Genomic DNA, 15,198 nt, shown 5'->3' with positions numbered 1-15,198 from the left:
AGGGTGGGCAAAGGCGCGAAGCGCCGTGCCAACCATCACCGAGGTCGAATGGTGGGCACGCTACGCTTTGCCCACCCTACGAGACTGAGTGTCTTGCGCGAGTGTGCCTCCTAACCAAATGTCTGCCGAAGCTGAGGGCCCGCCTCACTCCACCCCGATCGTCGTCAAATCCTGGAACCAGTGCTGCGCCTGTACGAAGTGCTTGATCTTCGGCGAGAGCGCGTGCGGATTGGTGTCGTGGACCACCCAGACCAGCGCAGCATCGTTCACGATCAGCGCATGCGCCTGCGCCAGCAGTGCGTCCTGTTTGGCGGAATCGAAGGTCTGCTTGGCCTCGTCGATCAACGCATCGACCTCAGGGTTCTTGTAGCCGCCCCAGTTGACGCCAACAGGCGCGATCTGCCCGGAATGGAAGAAGCGGACAATGGCGTAGAGCGGATCCGAGGTGACATAGGCGATGTTGTTGGCCGTGATGCCGGCGTTCATCTCGTCGGCCGCGCCCTTGCGCCAGTGTGTATATAAGGTCTCGAGCTCGACGACCTTAAAGTCGATCTCGATGCCGATCTCCTTGAAACTCTGCTGCAGGAATTCGTTCATCGGCAGCGACAGCATCTGGCCCGTGCCGCCCTGCGCGATGATGAAGGTGGTCTTCAGCGGCTTCGCCTTGGAGTAGCCGGCCTCTTCGACCAGCTTCTTCGCTGCGGCGAGATCGTATTTCAGCTCGAAGCTCGGTTTGCCGAACCACGGGCTGGACGGATCGACCTGTCCCTTGGCAGGCTTTGCCAAGCCGTTCATCAGGCCGACCACCGCCTCGCGATCGATCGCGAGGTTCAGCGCCTTGCGCAGGCGGATGTCGGTCCAGGGCGAGCCAGGCAGCACGCTGAGATGATAATTCCAGACATGCGGCGTGATGTTGTCGACGAGCTTCATGCCGGCGGCTTTCAGCTGCGGCACGGCATCCGGCGCGGGCGTTTCGATCAGGTCGACTTGCCCCGCAAGCAGCGCGTTGGTGCGCGTCAGCGCCTCCGGCATTGGCACCAGCACGATCCTGTCGGCCTTGGGAATGCGCTTCTTGTTCCAGTAGTCGGGGTTCTTGGTGAGCTCCGCGAGCTCGCGCGGCACCAGCTTCGTCAGTTTGAACGGTCCGGTGCCCGACGGCTGGCTGGCGAACTTGTCCCAGTCCTTGCCGAGCTTGTCGTATTGCGCCGGGCTCGACACCAGGAACCACAGCATCTGATAGGGAAAGAAGGAATCGACCGTCTTGGTTGTGATCTCCACCGTGAAGTCGTCGATCTTGGCGTAGCTCGCGACCGAGGGCAGGCGGGTCTTCACCTGCGCGCTCTGCCGCTTGTCGAATTGCGGCGCCTTGTCGTTGAGCACCTTGTCCAGATTCCAGATCACCGCATCGGCATTGAACTCGCTGCCGTCGTGAAACTTCACGCCTTTGCGCAAAGTGAAGCGCCATTTGGTCTTGTCGGCATCGTCGACCTTCCATTCGGTGGCGAGCCCCGGCACCAGCTTGCCGGGGCGATCGGCGACGTCCATCTCCCAGGCCACCAAGGGATCGTAGATCGTGTAGGCGGTGAACTGATAAGCGCCGGCGCCGCGATCGGGCTGGCCCGTCGTCAGCGGAATGTCCGCCATCGAGATGCCGTAGCGTACGACACTTTCGGCGCGCGCCGAGATTGCGGAGGCCGCCAGCGCAAGCACGGCGAGACAGGTCGACAGTCGGATACGCATTGGCCCAAGGCTCCCAGGAGACATCGGGAGCAAACTTGCAATCTTGATGCCAGAATAGGCAGCGCGATGCGTTCGCCCGCGCGCGCCTCACAAGGACTTGTCGTCGCAGTGACAAATGGCAGAATAAGTTTCTCTTTGGCATAGCCATTGCATACGATTGCATCAAAAATAGTCATCGAAGCCGGAAAAGGATTGAGGCGATGCTTATCAAGAAAAACAAGACACATGCCGCGCTGATCGCGCTCCTGGCGCTCGGCACGGCGGCCGCATGTCCGCGCGTCGCCAGTGCCGAAACTGTGCTGCGCATCGGCATGACCGCCGCCGATATTCCGCGCACGCTGGGCCAGCCCGACCAGGGTTTTGAAGGCAACCGCTTCACCGGCCTCACCATGTATGACGGGCTTACCGGTTGGGACCTGTCCTCGGCCGACAAGGCGAGCGTCGTCATCCCGGGCCTTGCCACCGAGTGGAAGGTCGACGACGCCGACAAGACCAAGTGGGTCTTCAAGCTGCGTCCCGGCGTGACTTTCCATGACGGCTCGCCGTTCAATGCGGACGCCGTGGTATGGAATGTCGAGAAGGTCTTGAAGCAGGACGCGCCGCAATTCGACGCCAGCCAGGTCGGCGTCACGGCCTCGCGCATGCCGACGCTGGCGTCTGCGAAGAAGATCGACGACATGACGGTCGAGCTCACCACCAAGGAGCCCGACAGCTTCCTGCCGATCAACCTCACCAATTTGTTCATGGCGAGCCCGGCGAAGTGGCAGGCCTTTTACGATAAGGCCGAAGGCGCTGACGCCAAGGCGAAGTCGCAAGCCGCCTGGACCGCCTTCGCCAGGGACGCCTCGGGCACCGGCCCGTGGAAGATGGCGAGCTTCACCCCGCGCGAGCGGCTCGAGCTCGTCAAGAACGCGAACTACTGGGACAAGGCGCGTGTGCCCAAGGTCGACAAGATGGTGCTGCTGCCGATGCCGGAAGCCAACGCGCGCACCGCGGCGCTGCTCTCGGGGCAGGTCGATTGGGTCGAGGCCCCGGCGCCGGATGCGCTGCCCGAGCTCAAGCAGCGCGGCTTCAAGCTCTACGCCAACGAGCAGCCGCATGTCTGGCCGTGGCAATTCTCGCGTGTCGAAGGCTCGCCCTGGAACGACATCCGCGTGCGCAAGGCCGCGAACCTCTGTGTCGACCGCGAGGGCCTGAAGGATGGCCTGCTTGCCGGCCTGATGGTGCCGGCGACCGGCACCTTCGAGCCCGGTCATCCCTGGCGCGGCAAGCCGAGCTTCGAGATCAAGTATGATAAGGCGGCTGCACAAAAGCTGATGCAGGAGGCCGGCTTCGGTCCGAACAAGAAGCTGACGGTAAAGACCCAGACCTCCGCCTCCGGCTCGGGCCAGATGCAGCCGTTGCCGATGAACGAATATCTCCAACAGGCGCTGGCCGAATGCTATTTCGACGTGCAGCTCGACGTCATCGAATGGAACACGCTGTTCACCAACTGGCGCCGCGGCGCCAAGGATCCCTCAGCCAACGGCGCGAACGCGACCAACGTCACCTATGCGGCGATGGACCCGTTCTTCGCGCTGGTGCGCTTCCTGCAATCGGGCATGGCGCCGCCGGTGTCGAACAATTGGGGCTTCATCAACAACCCCAAATTCGACGACCTCGTGAAGAAGGCGCGCCAGACCTTCGATCCCGCTGCGCGTGACGCTGCGCTGGCCGAGCTGCACGCGGCCTCTGTCGACGACGCCGCCTTCCTCTACGTCGCCCACGACGTCGGCCCTCGCGCCATGAGCCCAAAGGTGACAGGCGTCGTGCAGCCGAAGAGCTGGTTCATCGACTTCTCGCCGGTGTCGATGAAGCAATAATTCGCGCCGCGTGCTCAGTGTACCCTCTCCCCCTGTGGGAGAGGGGGCTTCGCGTTAGCGAAGCCGGGTGAGGGGTCTCTCTCCGCGGATGCGAACCCCTCGATCGCTGCAATGTCATCCGCGGAAACAACCCCTCATCCGGCGCTTCGCGCCACCTTCTCCCACAAGGGGAGAAGGAAAGAAAAGAAACAACGTGCTTACCTATATCGCCAGACGCATCGTCTACGTCGTCCCGATCGTCATCAGCGTGGCGCTGGTGTGCTTTCTGCTCGTGCACATCACGCCGGGCGATCCGCTCGTGGCCGTGCTGCCGGCTGACGCCTCGCAGGAGCTCGCCGCGCAGCTGCGCGCCGCCTACGGCTTCGACCGGCCGCTGCCGGTGCAGTTCGGGCTCTGGTTGCTGCGCGCGCTGCATGGCGATCTCGGCAATTCCATCGCCACGGGGCGTCCCGTGCTGGCCGAGGTCATGCGCGCGGTCGGCAACACCGTCACGCTGGCGATTGCCGCGGCCATCATCGGCTTCACCATGGGCATCCTGTTCGGCCTGATCGCCGGCTATTTTCGCGAGACCTGGATCGACAAGGTCGCGACCTCCTTCGCGATCGCCGGCGTCTCGGTGCCGCATTACTGGCTCGGCATGCTGCTCGTCATCATCTTCTCGGTGCAGCTGAACTGGCTGCCCGCGGTCGGCGCCGGGCCGAGCGGCTCCAACTCCTGGGCCTGGGACTGGGCGCACCTGAAATATCTGGTGCTGCCGGCGATAACGACCTCGGTGATCCCCATGGGCATCGTCACCCGCACCGTTCGCGCGCTGACCGGCGACATCCTCAGCCAGGATTTTGTCGAAGCGTTGCGCGCCAAGGGCCTGCGCGAAACCGGCGTGTTCCGCCATGTCATCAAGAACGCCGCGCCCACTGCGCTCGCGGTGATGGGGCTTCAGCTGGGTTACATGCTCGGCGGCTCCATCCTGATCGAGACCGTGTTCTCCTGGCCGGGCTCGGGCTTCCTGCTCAACTCCGCGATCTTCCAGCGCGACCTGCCGCTGCTGCAAGGCACGATCCTGATCCTGGCGCTGTTTTTCGTGTTCCTCAATCTCTTGGTCGACATCGCGCAAGCCGCGATCGACCCGCGCATCAAGCGGGGCTAGCGGGATGAGTCTAGCTACTGCCACGCAAAAGCTGCGCTCCCTCCCCCGCCTGCGGGGGAGGGTAGGGGAGAGGGTGTCTCGGCAATCGAGAACCCCCACGAGGACAAAACCCTCACCCGCGCCTTCGGCGCGACCTCTCCCGCAAGCGGGAGAGGTTAAGCGGGCCCGTGGCCGGCATCGAACCAACCAACAGCGGTCGGGAGCCAGCCGATGAGCGAGCTTCCGTTGTCAGCCACCGCCGACGCCGCGCTACAGGCCGCACCCGCGACCAGGGCGCGCGGCTATTGGGCGACCGTCGGCCGCCGTATCATGCGCGACAAGGTCAGCATGGCCTGCGCGCTCGTGCTGCTGCTGATCTTCCTCTCCGCGATCCTCGCGCCGTGGCTCGGTCTCGAAGACCCCTACAAGGGCTCGATGATCCGCCGCCTTCGCCATATCGGCACCGCAGGCTATCCGCTCGGCACCGACGAGCTCGGCCGCGACATGCTGGCGCGGCTGATCTATGGCGGGCGGCTGTCGCTGGTCATCGGCATTTTGCCCGTGATCTTTGCCTTCTGCATCGGCACCTCGCTCGGTCTCGTTGCCGGCTATGTCGGCGGCAGGCTCAACACCGCGATCATGCGGACGGTCGACGTGTTCTACGCTTTTCCCTCCGTGCTGCTGGCGATCGCCATCTCCGGCGCGCTCGGGGCGGGTATCCTCAATTCCATTGTGTCGTTGACCGTCGTGTTCGTGCCGCAGATCACCCGCGTCGCCGAGAGCGTCACCACCGGCGTGCGCAACATGGACTTCGTCGAAGCCGCGCGCGCCTCCGGCGCCGGCGCCTTCACCATCATGCGGGTGCACATCCTCGGCAACGTGCTCGGCGCCATCTTCGTCTATGCCACCAGCCTGATCTCGGTCTCGATGATCCTGGCGGCCGGTCTCTCCTTCCTTGGTCTCGGCACCAAGCCGCCGGAGCCGGAATGGGGCCTGATGCTCAACACGCTCCGCACCGCGATCTACGTCAATCCCTGGGTTGCAGCGTTGCCGGGTGCGATGATCTTCGCGGTCTCGATCTGCTTCAACCTGCTCTCGGACGGCTTGCGCAGCGCCATGGACATCAGGAACTAATGATGATGAGAGAGACGCGGGCTTTCATGGCGGTGCTGGTGCCACACCTCTCCCGAAGGGAGAGGTCGGATTGCATCGCAAGATGCAATCCGGGTGAGGGGTTACGCTGCACCGAGTTTGCCGCGCCCCCTCACCCGGCGCTTCGCGCCGACCTCTCCCCGATGGGGAGAGGTGGAGGACCGCGGCCATGAGCGAGAGTAACACATCCGTCGAAATGCTGGAGCAAGTCGAAGACCGCGGCGGCGTCGCGCAGCCGCTGCTTCAGGTCAATGGCCTGACAAAACATTTCCCCGTACGCGGCGGGCTGTTCGCCGCGAAGCGCACCGTGCGCGCTGTCGACAACGTCTCCTTCTCTGTTGCCAAGGGCGAGACCGTCGGCATCGTCGGCGAATCCGGCTGCGGCAAGTCGACTACCGCGCGGCTCTTGATGCATCTGATGCCGCGCGATACCGGCGACGTCATCTATGACGGCATGACCGTGGGCCAGTCGCTAAGCTTGCGCGAGCTTCGCCGCGGCATGCAGATGGTGTTTCAGGATTCCTACGCCTCGCTCAATCCGCGCCTCACGATCGAGGAATCCATCGCCTTCGGCCCCAAGGTCCACGGCATGGCCGACGGCGCGGCACGCAATCTGGCGCGCGAGCTGCTCGGCAAGGTCGGCCTGCGCCCGGAAAACTTCGCCAGCCGCTATCCGCACGAGATCTCCGGCGGCCAGCGCCAGCGCGTCAACATCGCGCGAGCCCTGGCGCTGTCGCCGCGACTGGTGATCCTGGACGAAGCCGTCTCCGCGCTCGACAAATCCGTCGAGGCGCAGGTGCTCAATCTGCTCGCCGATCTCAAGCGCGAGTTCGGCCTGACCTATCTCTTCATCAGCCACGATCTCAACGTCGTGCGCTACATCAGCGACCGCGTGCTGGTGATGTATCTCGGCGAGGTGGTCGAGCTCGGCCCGGTCGACCAGGTCTGGGACCAGCCGGCGCATCCCTATACGCGCGCGCTGCTGGCGGCGATGCCATCGTCCGACCCTGATAACCGCACCGAGACGCCGCCGATCACGGGCGATCCGCCCAATCCGATCGATCCGCCCTCGGGCTGCCGCTTCCACACCCGATGTCCGTTTGCGGAGCCGCTCTGCGCAAATGCGACACCAAAGCTCACTGCGCTCGATAATATGGGCCACGAGGCCGCGTGCTACATGGCGATTCCGGGTTCAGGCCATAGCCGTGCGCCCAGGGAGAAGACCGCATGACGAGACCGACACCGAAAGAGATCAAGCCGATGGCGCAGATCGCCGGCGTCCCCGTGGATGACGAGATCGCGACCCGCATCTCCAATTCCATTGGCCCGGCCTTCGAAGGCTTTGCGGCCATTGCCGGCACGCTGCCGTTCGACCTCGAGCCTGCGCTCTATCCGATCGCGCAGACGCAGAAGGTGTCGAAATGAGCACCGAGCCTGCCTTGATGACGCTCACCGAGGTCGCGCGTGCGATCGCGATGAAGCAGCTGTCCTCGCATGAGGTGACGCGCGCGCTGTTGCATCGCATCGCGCAGTGGCAGCCGCATCTCAATGCCTTCATGTCGATTGAAGCGGAGGCCGCGCTCAAGGCGGCCGAGACCGCCGACGCCGAGCTCGCCAGGGGCAACGTCCGCGGTCCGCTGCACGGTGTGCCGCTCGCGCACAAGGACATGTATTACGACGCCGGCAAGGTCGCGACCTGCGGCTCGCTGATCCGCCGCGACTACGTGCCGACCGTGACCTCCACCGCCTTGCAGCGGCTGAAGGATGCCGGGCAGGTCCGGCTCGGCACGCTGCATCTCGCCGAGTTCGCCTATGGCCCGACCGGGCACAACGCCCATTACGGCCCGGTGCGTAATCCCTGGAACGTCGCCCACATCACCGGCGGCTCGTCGTCCGGCTCCGGCTCGGCGGTTGCTGCACGTTTGACTTATGCGGCGCTCGGCTCGGACACCGGCGGCTCGATCCGCATGCCCGCGCATTTCTGCGGCGTCACGGGTCTCAAGACCACCGTCGGCCGCGTCAGCCGCGCCGGCGCGATGCCGCTGTCGCAATCGCTCGACACGGTCGGCCCGCTCGCCCGCACCGCCGAGGACTGCGCGCTGCTGCTGGCGCTGATCGCCGGTGCGGACCCCGCAGATTCGACCTGTAGCCACGAGCCGCTGTCGGACTTTGTCGCCGCGACCAAGGGCTCGCTGAAGGGCCTGAAGGTGGGGGTGCCCGCGTCCTTCTATGTCGACGATCTCGACAGCGAGGTCGCGCGGGTGCTGGACGAAACCATCGCTGTGCTCAAGCGCGAGGGCGCCGACATCGTCACGGTCGAGCTGCCGGATCAGCGGCAATTGTCGTCGGCGAGCCAGCTCGTGCTCGCGGCCGAAGCCGCCGCGTTCCACAAGCGTTGGATGATCGAGCGTCCCCAGGATTACGGCGCGCAGGTCCTGATGCGGCTCCAGAACGGGCTCGCCGTTCCCGCCATCACTTATCTGGAGGCGATGCGCTGGCGCGGCCCGGCACTCGCCGCGCACAACGCGGCGACCGCGGGTGTCGATGCAGTGATCGCGCCGGCTTCCCCGGTGCCGGCGCCGACGATCGAGGAAAGCGATGTCGGCGGCGGTCCGAACGCGCCGGCGCTGTTGCAGCGGCTGACGCTGTTCACCCGCCCGGTGAATTTCCTCGGCCTGCCGTCGCTCACGGTGCCGTCCGGCTTCACCAGAAGCGGCCTGCCTGTAGGCATGCAGCTGATCGGCCGCTCCTTCGATGAAGCCACCTTGCTCACCATCGGCGCCGCGTTCCAGCGCGTCACCGACTACCACGATCGATTGCCGAAACTGCCGTCATGACAAAGCTCGTCGAGATCTCAGGCCTCAACATCCGCTTCACCGGCGAGCGCACGGTCTATGCCGTGAACGATCTCAGCCTCTCGCTCGGCAACAGTGAGGTGCTGGGCCTGCTCGGCGAGTCCGGCTCGGGCAAGAGCGTGACGTTGCGTGCGCTGATGCGGCTGCTGCCGAAGAAGCGCACGCAGATTTCGGGCAGGGTCAACGTGCTGGGCCGCGACGTGCTCGCCATGAACGACGAGGAGCTCTCGTCGTTCCGCGGCCAGACCGTCTCGATGATCTTCCAGGAGCCCGCGCTCGCGCTCGATCCGGTCTACACCATCGGTGCGCAGATTGCCGAGAGCGTGGTGCGCCACGAAGGCAGGAGTTTTGCGGAAGGGCGGGCGAGGGCGCTCGACATGCTCGAGGTCGTGCGCATCCCCTCGGCCAAGCGCCGGCTCGATGCCTATCCGCACGAGATGTCCGGCGGCATGCGCCAGCGCGCGATGATCGCGCTCGCACTGGCCTGCCGGCCCAAGATATTGCTCGCGGACGAGCCAACTACCGCGCTCGATGCCACCGTGCAGATCCAGATCCTCTTGCTGCTGCGGGAGTTGCAGCGTGAGTTCGGCATGTCCGTCATCTTCGTCACCCATGACATCGGCGTTGCCATCGAGATCTGCGACCGCGTCGCGGTGATGTATGCCGGCCAGATCGTGGAGCAGGGGAGCCTGCGCGACATCGTCCGTTCGCCGGTGCATCCCTATGCCAAGGGCCTGCTTGCCTCCACCATCCACGGCGCCAAGCGCGGGCAGCGGCTCGAAACCATTCCCGGCACCCCGCCCTCGCTGGCCGAAAAACCCCACAATTGCTCCTTCGCTCCCCGCTGCAAGTTCGCCGAGCCGCGCTGCCTGGAGCAGTTGCCTGCGAATGTGGAGGTGGGACCGGGCCGGGCGGCGAGGTGCGTGCTGGCGGAGCAGGTCACCGCATTGTCGTAATACTGAGCGCACCGGCCAGGGCCTGCTCTACTGTGCATGGGGTTGTTTTCGACATTTTTTGTCTGCACTGCCGCAACCGGCCAGCCACGAACGCCATTCAGACCCCATTCATCCCGATTCCGGTTCCATGCGGCCATTCACGCCAGAGGGACCTCACTTATGTACATTTCCAACGAAGGCCTGCTCGTCATCCTGTTCGTCGGCCTGGTCGCCGGCTGGCTGGCCGGAAAGATCGTGAGGGGCGCCGGGTTCGGCATCATCGGCGACATCGTGATCGGCATCGCCGGGGCCCTGGTGGCAAGCCTCTTGTTCCCAAAGCTCGGCATTCGCCTCGGCACCGGGCTCGTCTCCGAGATCGTCTATTCCGCCATTGGTGCCGTCATTCTGCTTCTGGTGGTACGGCTGGTGCGCGGCGGGGGCCGGTTCTAGCCGGCGTTCGGCAGATCGGAGCTTGCGGCCTCTCCCTTTTCCGGGGAAGAGCCTGAAAGCCTGCAAGAAAAAGCCGCAAGCCTGTGAAATTCCGGACTTGCGCGGAAGTCTATCAGGGGTAGATGTGGCCCATCAGGGCCCCGGATTAATTCGACTGCGTTGACGGCCGGAAAACAGATGTTAATCCGAGGCGAGTACCCTGAATCGCCTTTGAAATCAGGGGCATTGCCCCTCACCCGAAAGAGATCAGACTGATGGCAGCCATCCCTGGCGTCCGCCGTTCAGAGCTCGGTGACGCCTTGCGCGCTTGTCGCATGGCGTTCGTCGGCGTCGGCTTGATGAGCTGCATGATCAACCTGCTCTACCTGACCGGGTCGATCTTCATGCTGGAGGTCTACGACCGGGTGCTGCCGAGCCGCAGCATCCCGACCCTGGTCGGCCTGATCATCCTCGCCAGCTTCCTCTACATGGCGCAGGGCGTGCTCGACATGATCCGCAACCGCATTCTGGGGCGGATCGGCACTTCGCTCGACGAGGCCCTCAACAAGCGCGTGTTCGACACCATCGTGCGACTGCCGCTGCTGGTCGGCAGCCGCAACGAGGGCCTCCAGCCGCTGCGCGACCTCGACAATGTCCGTTCCTTCCTCGGCGGCATGGGCCCGAGCGCGTTCTTCGACCTGCCCTGGCTGCCGCTCTATCTCGCCATCTGCTTCGCCTTCCACGTCCTGATCGGCGTCACCGCGCTGGTCGGCGCCATCATCCTGGTCGGTCTGACGCTGGTCACCGAGTTCATGTCCCGCCAGCCGGCGAAGGAGGCGATGGGGCTTGCCGCCCAGCGCAACGATCTCGCCCAGGCCAGCCGCCGCAACGCCGAAGTCATGGTATCGATGGGCATGGCCAGCCGCATGAATCAGCGCTGGAGCGAGGCCAACGAAAAATATCTGGCCGGCAATCAGCGCGCGAGCGACGTCGCCGGCGGTCTCGGCGCGGTCGCAAAGGTGCTGCGCATGATGCTGCAATCGGCCGTGCTCGCGGTTGGTGCCTATCTCGTCATCCATCAGGAGGCGACCGCCGGCATCATCATCGCCGGCTCGATCCTCTCCGCCCGCGCGCTCGCGCCGGTCGATCTGGCGATTGCGCACTGGAAATCCTTCGTCGCGGCCCGCCAGAGCTGGCAGCGTCTCACGCGGCTCCTCGAGCAGATGCCGGCGCAGGCGATGCCGACCCAATTGCAGGCACCCACCAGCCGGCTCTCGGTCGAAGGCGTCGCCATGGTGCCGCCCGGCGACCAGCGCCTCATTGTCCAGGACATCACCTTCGCGCTGACCGCCGGCAACGGCCTTGGCGTGATCGGGCCGAGCGGCTCGGGCAAGTCGTCGCTGATCCGCGCGCTGGTCGGCGTCTGGCAGCCGGTGCGCGGCAAGGTGCGGATCGACGGCGCGGCGCTCGACCAATGGTCGTCCGACGTGCTCGGCCGTCACATCGGCTACCTGCCGCAGGACGTCGAATTGTTCGGCGGCACCATCGCGCAGAACATCAGCCGGTTCGATCCCGAGGCCACCTCCGACGCGATCATCGCCGCGGCCAAGGAGGCCGGCGTGCACGAGATGATCATCAAGATGCGCGAGGGCTACAACACGCAAGTCGGCGAGCAGGGCGCCGCGCTCTCCGCAGGCCAGGCGCAGCGCGTTGCGCTGGCGCGCGCGCTCTACGGCAATCCGTTCCTGATCGTGCTCGACGAGCCCAACTCCAATTTGGACACTGAAGGCGATGAGGCGCTGACCCGCGCCATCCGCTCGGCGCGCGAGCGCGGCGCCATCGTCGTCGTGGTGGCGCACCGGCCGATCGGGGTCGAGGCGGTCGACCAGATCCTGGTGCTGCGTGACGGCCGCATGCAGACTTTCGGTCCCAAGGAGCAGGTGCTCGCCCAGGTGCTCCAGCCGCGCGTGACGCCGCCGGCGCCGATCAAGATCGTGAGCGAAGGTGGAGTACCCAAGCCATGAGCACGTTGGCGATCGGCGGCCCGAAGCCTGCCGCAAAGAAGACCGTGCGCGATTCGATCAAGTTTCACCTGGTGCTCGGGCTTGGGATCGTGCTGGTCCTGGTCGTCGGTTTTGGCGGCTGGGCCTCGACGGTGCTGATCTCGGGCGCGCTGATCGCGCCGGGGCAGATCGTGGTCGAATCCAACGTCAAGAAAGTGCAGCATCCGACCGGCGGCGTGGTCGGCGAGGTGCGCGCCCGCGATGGCGACGTGGTCAAGGCCGGCGACATCGTGGTGCGGCTCGACGACACCGTCACAAAGGCCAACCTTGCCATCGTCACCAAGAATCTCGATGCCGCGCAGGCGCGCGCGGCTCGGCTCCAGGCCGAGCAGCGCGGTGTCGACAAGATCGAATTCCCGCAAAGCCTGCTCGAGCGCGTCGACGATCCTGACGTCAAGGTGCTGCTCTCCGCCGAAACCAAGCTGTTCGACGTTCGTGTCAACGGTCGCACCGGGCAGAAAGCGCAGCTGCGCGAGCGCATCACCCAGCTCAACGAGGAAATCGCAGGTCTCAGCGCCCAGGAGAAAGCCAAGGACCAGGAGATCGCGCTGGTGCAGAACGAGCTCACCGGCGTGCGCGACCTCTACGACAAGCGCCTGGTGCAGATCTCGCGCCTGACCCAGCTCGAACGCGACTCGGCGCGCCTCAACGGCGAGCGCGCGCAGTACATCGCCTCGCGCGCCCAGGCCAAGGGCAAGATCACCGAGACCGAGCTCCAGATCATCCAGATCGACAAGGACGTGGTCAGCGAGGTCTCCAAGGACCTGCGCGAGACCAACGACAAGATCGGCGAGCTGATCGAGCGCAAGGTCGCCGCCGAAGACCAGCTCCGCCGTGTCGACATCCGCGCGCCGCAGGACGGCATGGTGCTGCAATCGACGGTGCACACTGTCGGCGGCGTCGTCACCGCCGGTGATGCCCTGATGCTGATCGTGCCGCAGGCCGACGATCTCCAGGTCGAGGCCAAGGTCAACCCGGTCGACATCGACAAGCTCCAGATCGGCCAGAAGACGTTGTTGCGCCTGTCCGCCTTCAACCAGCGCACCACGCCCGAGCTCAACGGCGTCGTCAGCCGCGTGTCGCCCGACGTCACCACCGACCAGCGCACCGGCCAGAGCTATTACACCATCCGCGTCTCGATGCCGGCCGAAGAGGTCGCCCGCCTCGGCGACGTCAAGATGATTCCGGGCATGCCCGTGGAAGCCTTCGTCCAGACCGGCGACCGCACCATGCTGTCCTATCTGATGAAGCCGCTGCACGACCAGCTGATGCGCGCGTTCCGGGAGAAGTGACGCGCGAAAGCGCGGCATCTCCCAGCGTCATTGCGAGCGCAGCGAAGCAATCCAGTCTGCCTCAGCGGAGAGATTTCTGGATTGCTTCGCTGCGCTCGCAATGACGACTTGGCTGTCAGTTTGCTATACTGCGATTGCAAACAGCAACCCGGCGGTCGACCATGCAATCCCCACCCTCCATCGCCACCGAATCCTTCTCCGACGCCGGCCTCGCGGTCGCACGACTCGAAGAGATTTATGAGCGCAACACAAAATTCCTGCGCGATCGGTTCGAGGCTTACGTTGGCGGCGAAACGGTCACGACGCGGGTTCGCGCTTACTATCCCTTCGTCCGTCTCACCACCGCGACGCATGCGCGGCTGGACTCGCGCTTGTCCTACGGTTTCGTCCATGGCCCCGGCGTGCACGAGACCAGCGTGACGCGGCCGGATCTGTTCCGTGCCTATCTCACCGAGCAGATCGGACTCCTGATCCAGAACCACGCGGTGCCCGTCGAGATCGGCGAGTCCACTGAGCCGATCCCGATCCACTTCGCCTATCGCCGCGACATCAACGTCGAGGCCGCCATCACCACCAGCGAGAGCTCCGCCATCACGCGATCGCTGCGCGATGCGTTCGACGTGCCTGATCTCGCCACGATGGACGATTCGATCGCCGACGGCACCTTCGAGCTTCAACCCGGCGCGCCCGAGCCGCTATCCTTGTTCCGCGCGGCCCGCGTCGACTACTCGCTGCGTCGGCTTTACCACTACACCGGCACTGATCCCGAATATTTCCAGAACTTCGTGATCTTCACCAACTACCAGTTCTATGTTGACGCCTTTGCGCAGCTCTGCCAGCAGCGGCTTCAATCCGGCGAGGCTGGTCTCGATGCCTTCGTCGCGCCCGGCAATGTGATCACGTGCAATGGCGGCGCCATCAGCGGAATGGCGCCCGTGCGCGCACCGCAGATGCCGGCCTTCCACCTGGTCGCACCCGACTATCGCGGCATCACCCTGATCAATATCGGCACCGGTCCATCCAACGCGCGCAACGTCACCGACCATGTCGCCGTGCTGCGTCCGCATGCCTGGCTGATGCTCGGCCATTGCGCCGGCCTGCGCAACACGCAGCGGCTGGGCGACTACGTGCTCGCCCACGGCTACGTGCGCGAGGATCACGTGCTCGACGGCGAGCTGCCGCTGTGGGTACCGATCCCGGCGCTGGCCGAGATGCAGGTTGCGCTCGAGGAGGCGGTCGAGGACGTCACCGGCCTGGAAGGTTTTGAACTGAAGCGCCTGATGCGCACCGGCACCGTCGCGAGCGTCGATAACCGCAACTGGGAGATCTCCGGGCCGGCCGTGATCCGCCGCTTGTCGCAATCCCGAGCGGTCGCGCTCGACATGGAATCGGCCGCGATTGCCGCCAACGGCTACCGCTTCCGCGTCCCCTACGGCACGCTGCTCTGCGTCTCCGACAAGCCGCTGCATGGCGAGATCAAGCTCGCCGGCATGGCCAGCGAGTTCTATCGCCGCCGCGTCGGACAACACCTCGAGATCGGTCTGAAGGCGCTGGAGCGGCTGAAGCAGCAGGAATCGGAGCGGCTGCATTCGCGAAAGCTGAGGAGCTTTGCCGAGGTCGCGTTTCAGTAGCGTGTCCGTCCCGCTTGCCGGCAGGATCTGGCAGCAAGACTGTCGCACGCCCGAGGCCGGCGTCGCCGTGAGAACGCAATCATCCCGGAATATCGCCGCCATAGCAGGGTTAT

At 65.1% G+C, this 15,198-nt stretch carries 12 protein-coding genes; 11 read left to right on the top strand and 1 reads right to left on the bottom strand.

Annotation, left to right across the window (positions count from 1 at the left end):
* Nucleotides 1-144 precede the first annotated feature (144 nt).
* A complete protein-coding gene (locus ACNJX8_RS38610; protein WP_439358872.1) occupies nucleotides 145-1,740 on the bottom strand; it encodes an ABC transporter substrate-binding protein in 1,596 nt (531 codons plus the stop codon).
* Nucleotides 1,741-1,940: 200 nt separating this feature from the next.
* Between ACNJX8_RS38610 and ACNJX8_RS38605 the strand changes: the two genes are divergently transcribed.
* The 11 genes from ACNJX8_RS38605 to ACNJX8_RS38555 all read left to right on the top strand — a co-directional run bounded on the left by ACNJX8_RS38605 (nucleotide 1,941) and on the right by ACNJX8_RS38555 (nucleotide 15,085).
* Entirely contained in the window at nucleotides 1,941-3,602 is a 1,662-nt protein-coding gene (locus ACNJX8_RS38605) for an ABC transporter substrate-binding protein (protein WP_128936765.1), read from the top strand.
* A 193-nt stretch (nucleotides 3,603-3,795) separates the two neighbouring features.
* Complete coding sequence (locus tag ACNJX8_RS38600) at nucleotides 3,796-4,749, top strand: ABC transporter permease (protein WP_091890674.1); 954 nt, start codon at nucleotides 3,796-3,798, stop codon at nucleotides 4,747-4,749.
* Between the two features lie 210 nt (nucleotides 4,750-4,959).
* A complete protein-coding gene (locus ACNJX8_RS38595) occupies nucleotides 4,960-5,862 on the top strand; it encodes an ABC transporter permease (RefSeq protein ID WP_128936763.1) in 903 nt (300 codons plus the stop codon).
* A gap of 187 nt (nucleotides 5,863-6,049) precedes the next feature.
* Nucleotides 6,050-7,111, top strand: coding sequence for an ABC transporter ATP-binding protein (locus tag ACNJX8_RS38590; RefSeq protein WP_249758325.1), 1,062 nt, complete (start codon nucleotides 6,050-6,052; stop codon nucleotides 7,109-7,111).
* Complete coding sequence (locus ACNJX8_RS38585) at nucleotides 7,108-7,305, top strand: hypothetical protein (RefSeq protein WP_091890669.1); 198 nt, start codon at nucleotides 7,108-7,110, stop codon at nucleotides 7,303-7,305. The genes ACNJX8_RS38590 and ACNJX8_RS38585 overlap by 4 nt, the downstream gene beginning before the upstream one ends.
* The gene (locus tag ACNJX8_RS38580; RefSeq protein WP_439358871.1) at nucleotides 7,302-8,717 is read left to right on the top strand and encodes an amidase; all 1,416 of its coding nucleotides are present in this window, start codon (nucleotides 7,302-7,304) and stop codon (nucleotides 8,715-8,717) included. The genes ACNJX8_RS38585 and ACNJX8_RS38580 overlap by 4 nt, the downstream gene beginning before the upstream one ends.
* Nucleotides 8,714-9,691: an ABC transporter ATP-binding protein gene (locus tag ACNJX8_RS38575; RefSeq protein ID WP_439358870.1), complete on the top strand. Its 978-nt coding sequence runs from the start codon at nucleotides 8,714-8,716 to the stop codon at nucleotides 9,689-9,691. Before ACNJX8_RS38580 ends, ACNJX8_RS38575 begins: the two co-directional genes overlap by 4 nt.
* A 159-nt stretch (nucleotides 9,692-9,850) precedes the next feature.
* The gene (locus ACNJX8_RS38570) at nucleotides 9,851-10,120 is read left to right on the top strand and encodes a GlsB/YeaQ/YmgE family stress response membrane protein (RefSeq protein ID WP_091890659.1); all 270 of its coding nucleotides are present in this window, start codon (nucleotides 9,851-9,853) and stop codon (nucleotides 10,118-10,120) included.
* Between the two features lie 254 nt (nucleotides 10,121-10,374).
* Nucleotides 10,375-12,123, top strand: coding sequence for a type I secretion system permease/ATPase (locus ACNJX8_RS38565; RefSeq protein WP_091890656.1), 1,749 nt, complete (start codon nucleotides 10,375-10,377; stop codon nucleotides 12,121-12,123).
* Nucleotides 12,120-13,454, top strand: coding sequence for an HlyD family type I secretion periplasmic adaptor subunit (locus tag ACNJX8_RS38560; RefSeq protein ID WP_128936758.1), 1,335 nt, complete (start codon nucleotides 12,120-12,122; stop codon nucleotides 13,452-13,454). The genes ACNJX8_RS38565 and ACNJX8_RS38560 overlap by 4 nt, the downstream gene beginning before the upstream one ends.
* A gap of 161 nt (nucleotides 13,455-13,615) precedes the next feature.
* Nucleotides 13,616-15,085 (top strand): AMP nucleosidase, encoded by a 1,470-nt coding sequence (locus ACNJX8_RS38555; RefSeq protein WP_439358869.1) that lies wholly within the window; start codon nucleotides 13,616-13,618, stop codon nucleotides 15,083-15,085.
* The last annotated feature ends 113 nt before the right edge of the window (nucleotides 15,086-15,198 follow it).

The organism is Bradyrhizobium sp. SPXBL-04 (assembly GCF_051853035.1).
Lineage (GTDB): Bacteria > Pseudomonadota > Alphaproteobacteria > Rhizobiales > Xanthobacteraceae > Bradyrhizobium > Bradyrhizobium zhanjiangense.
The sequence above is the reverse complement of the archived record's forward strand: the minus strand, read 5'-3'. Positions and strand labels throughout refer to the sequence as shown.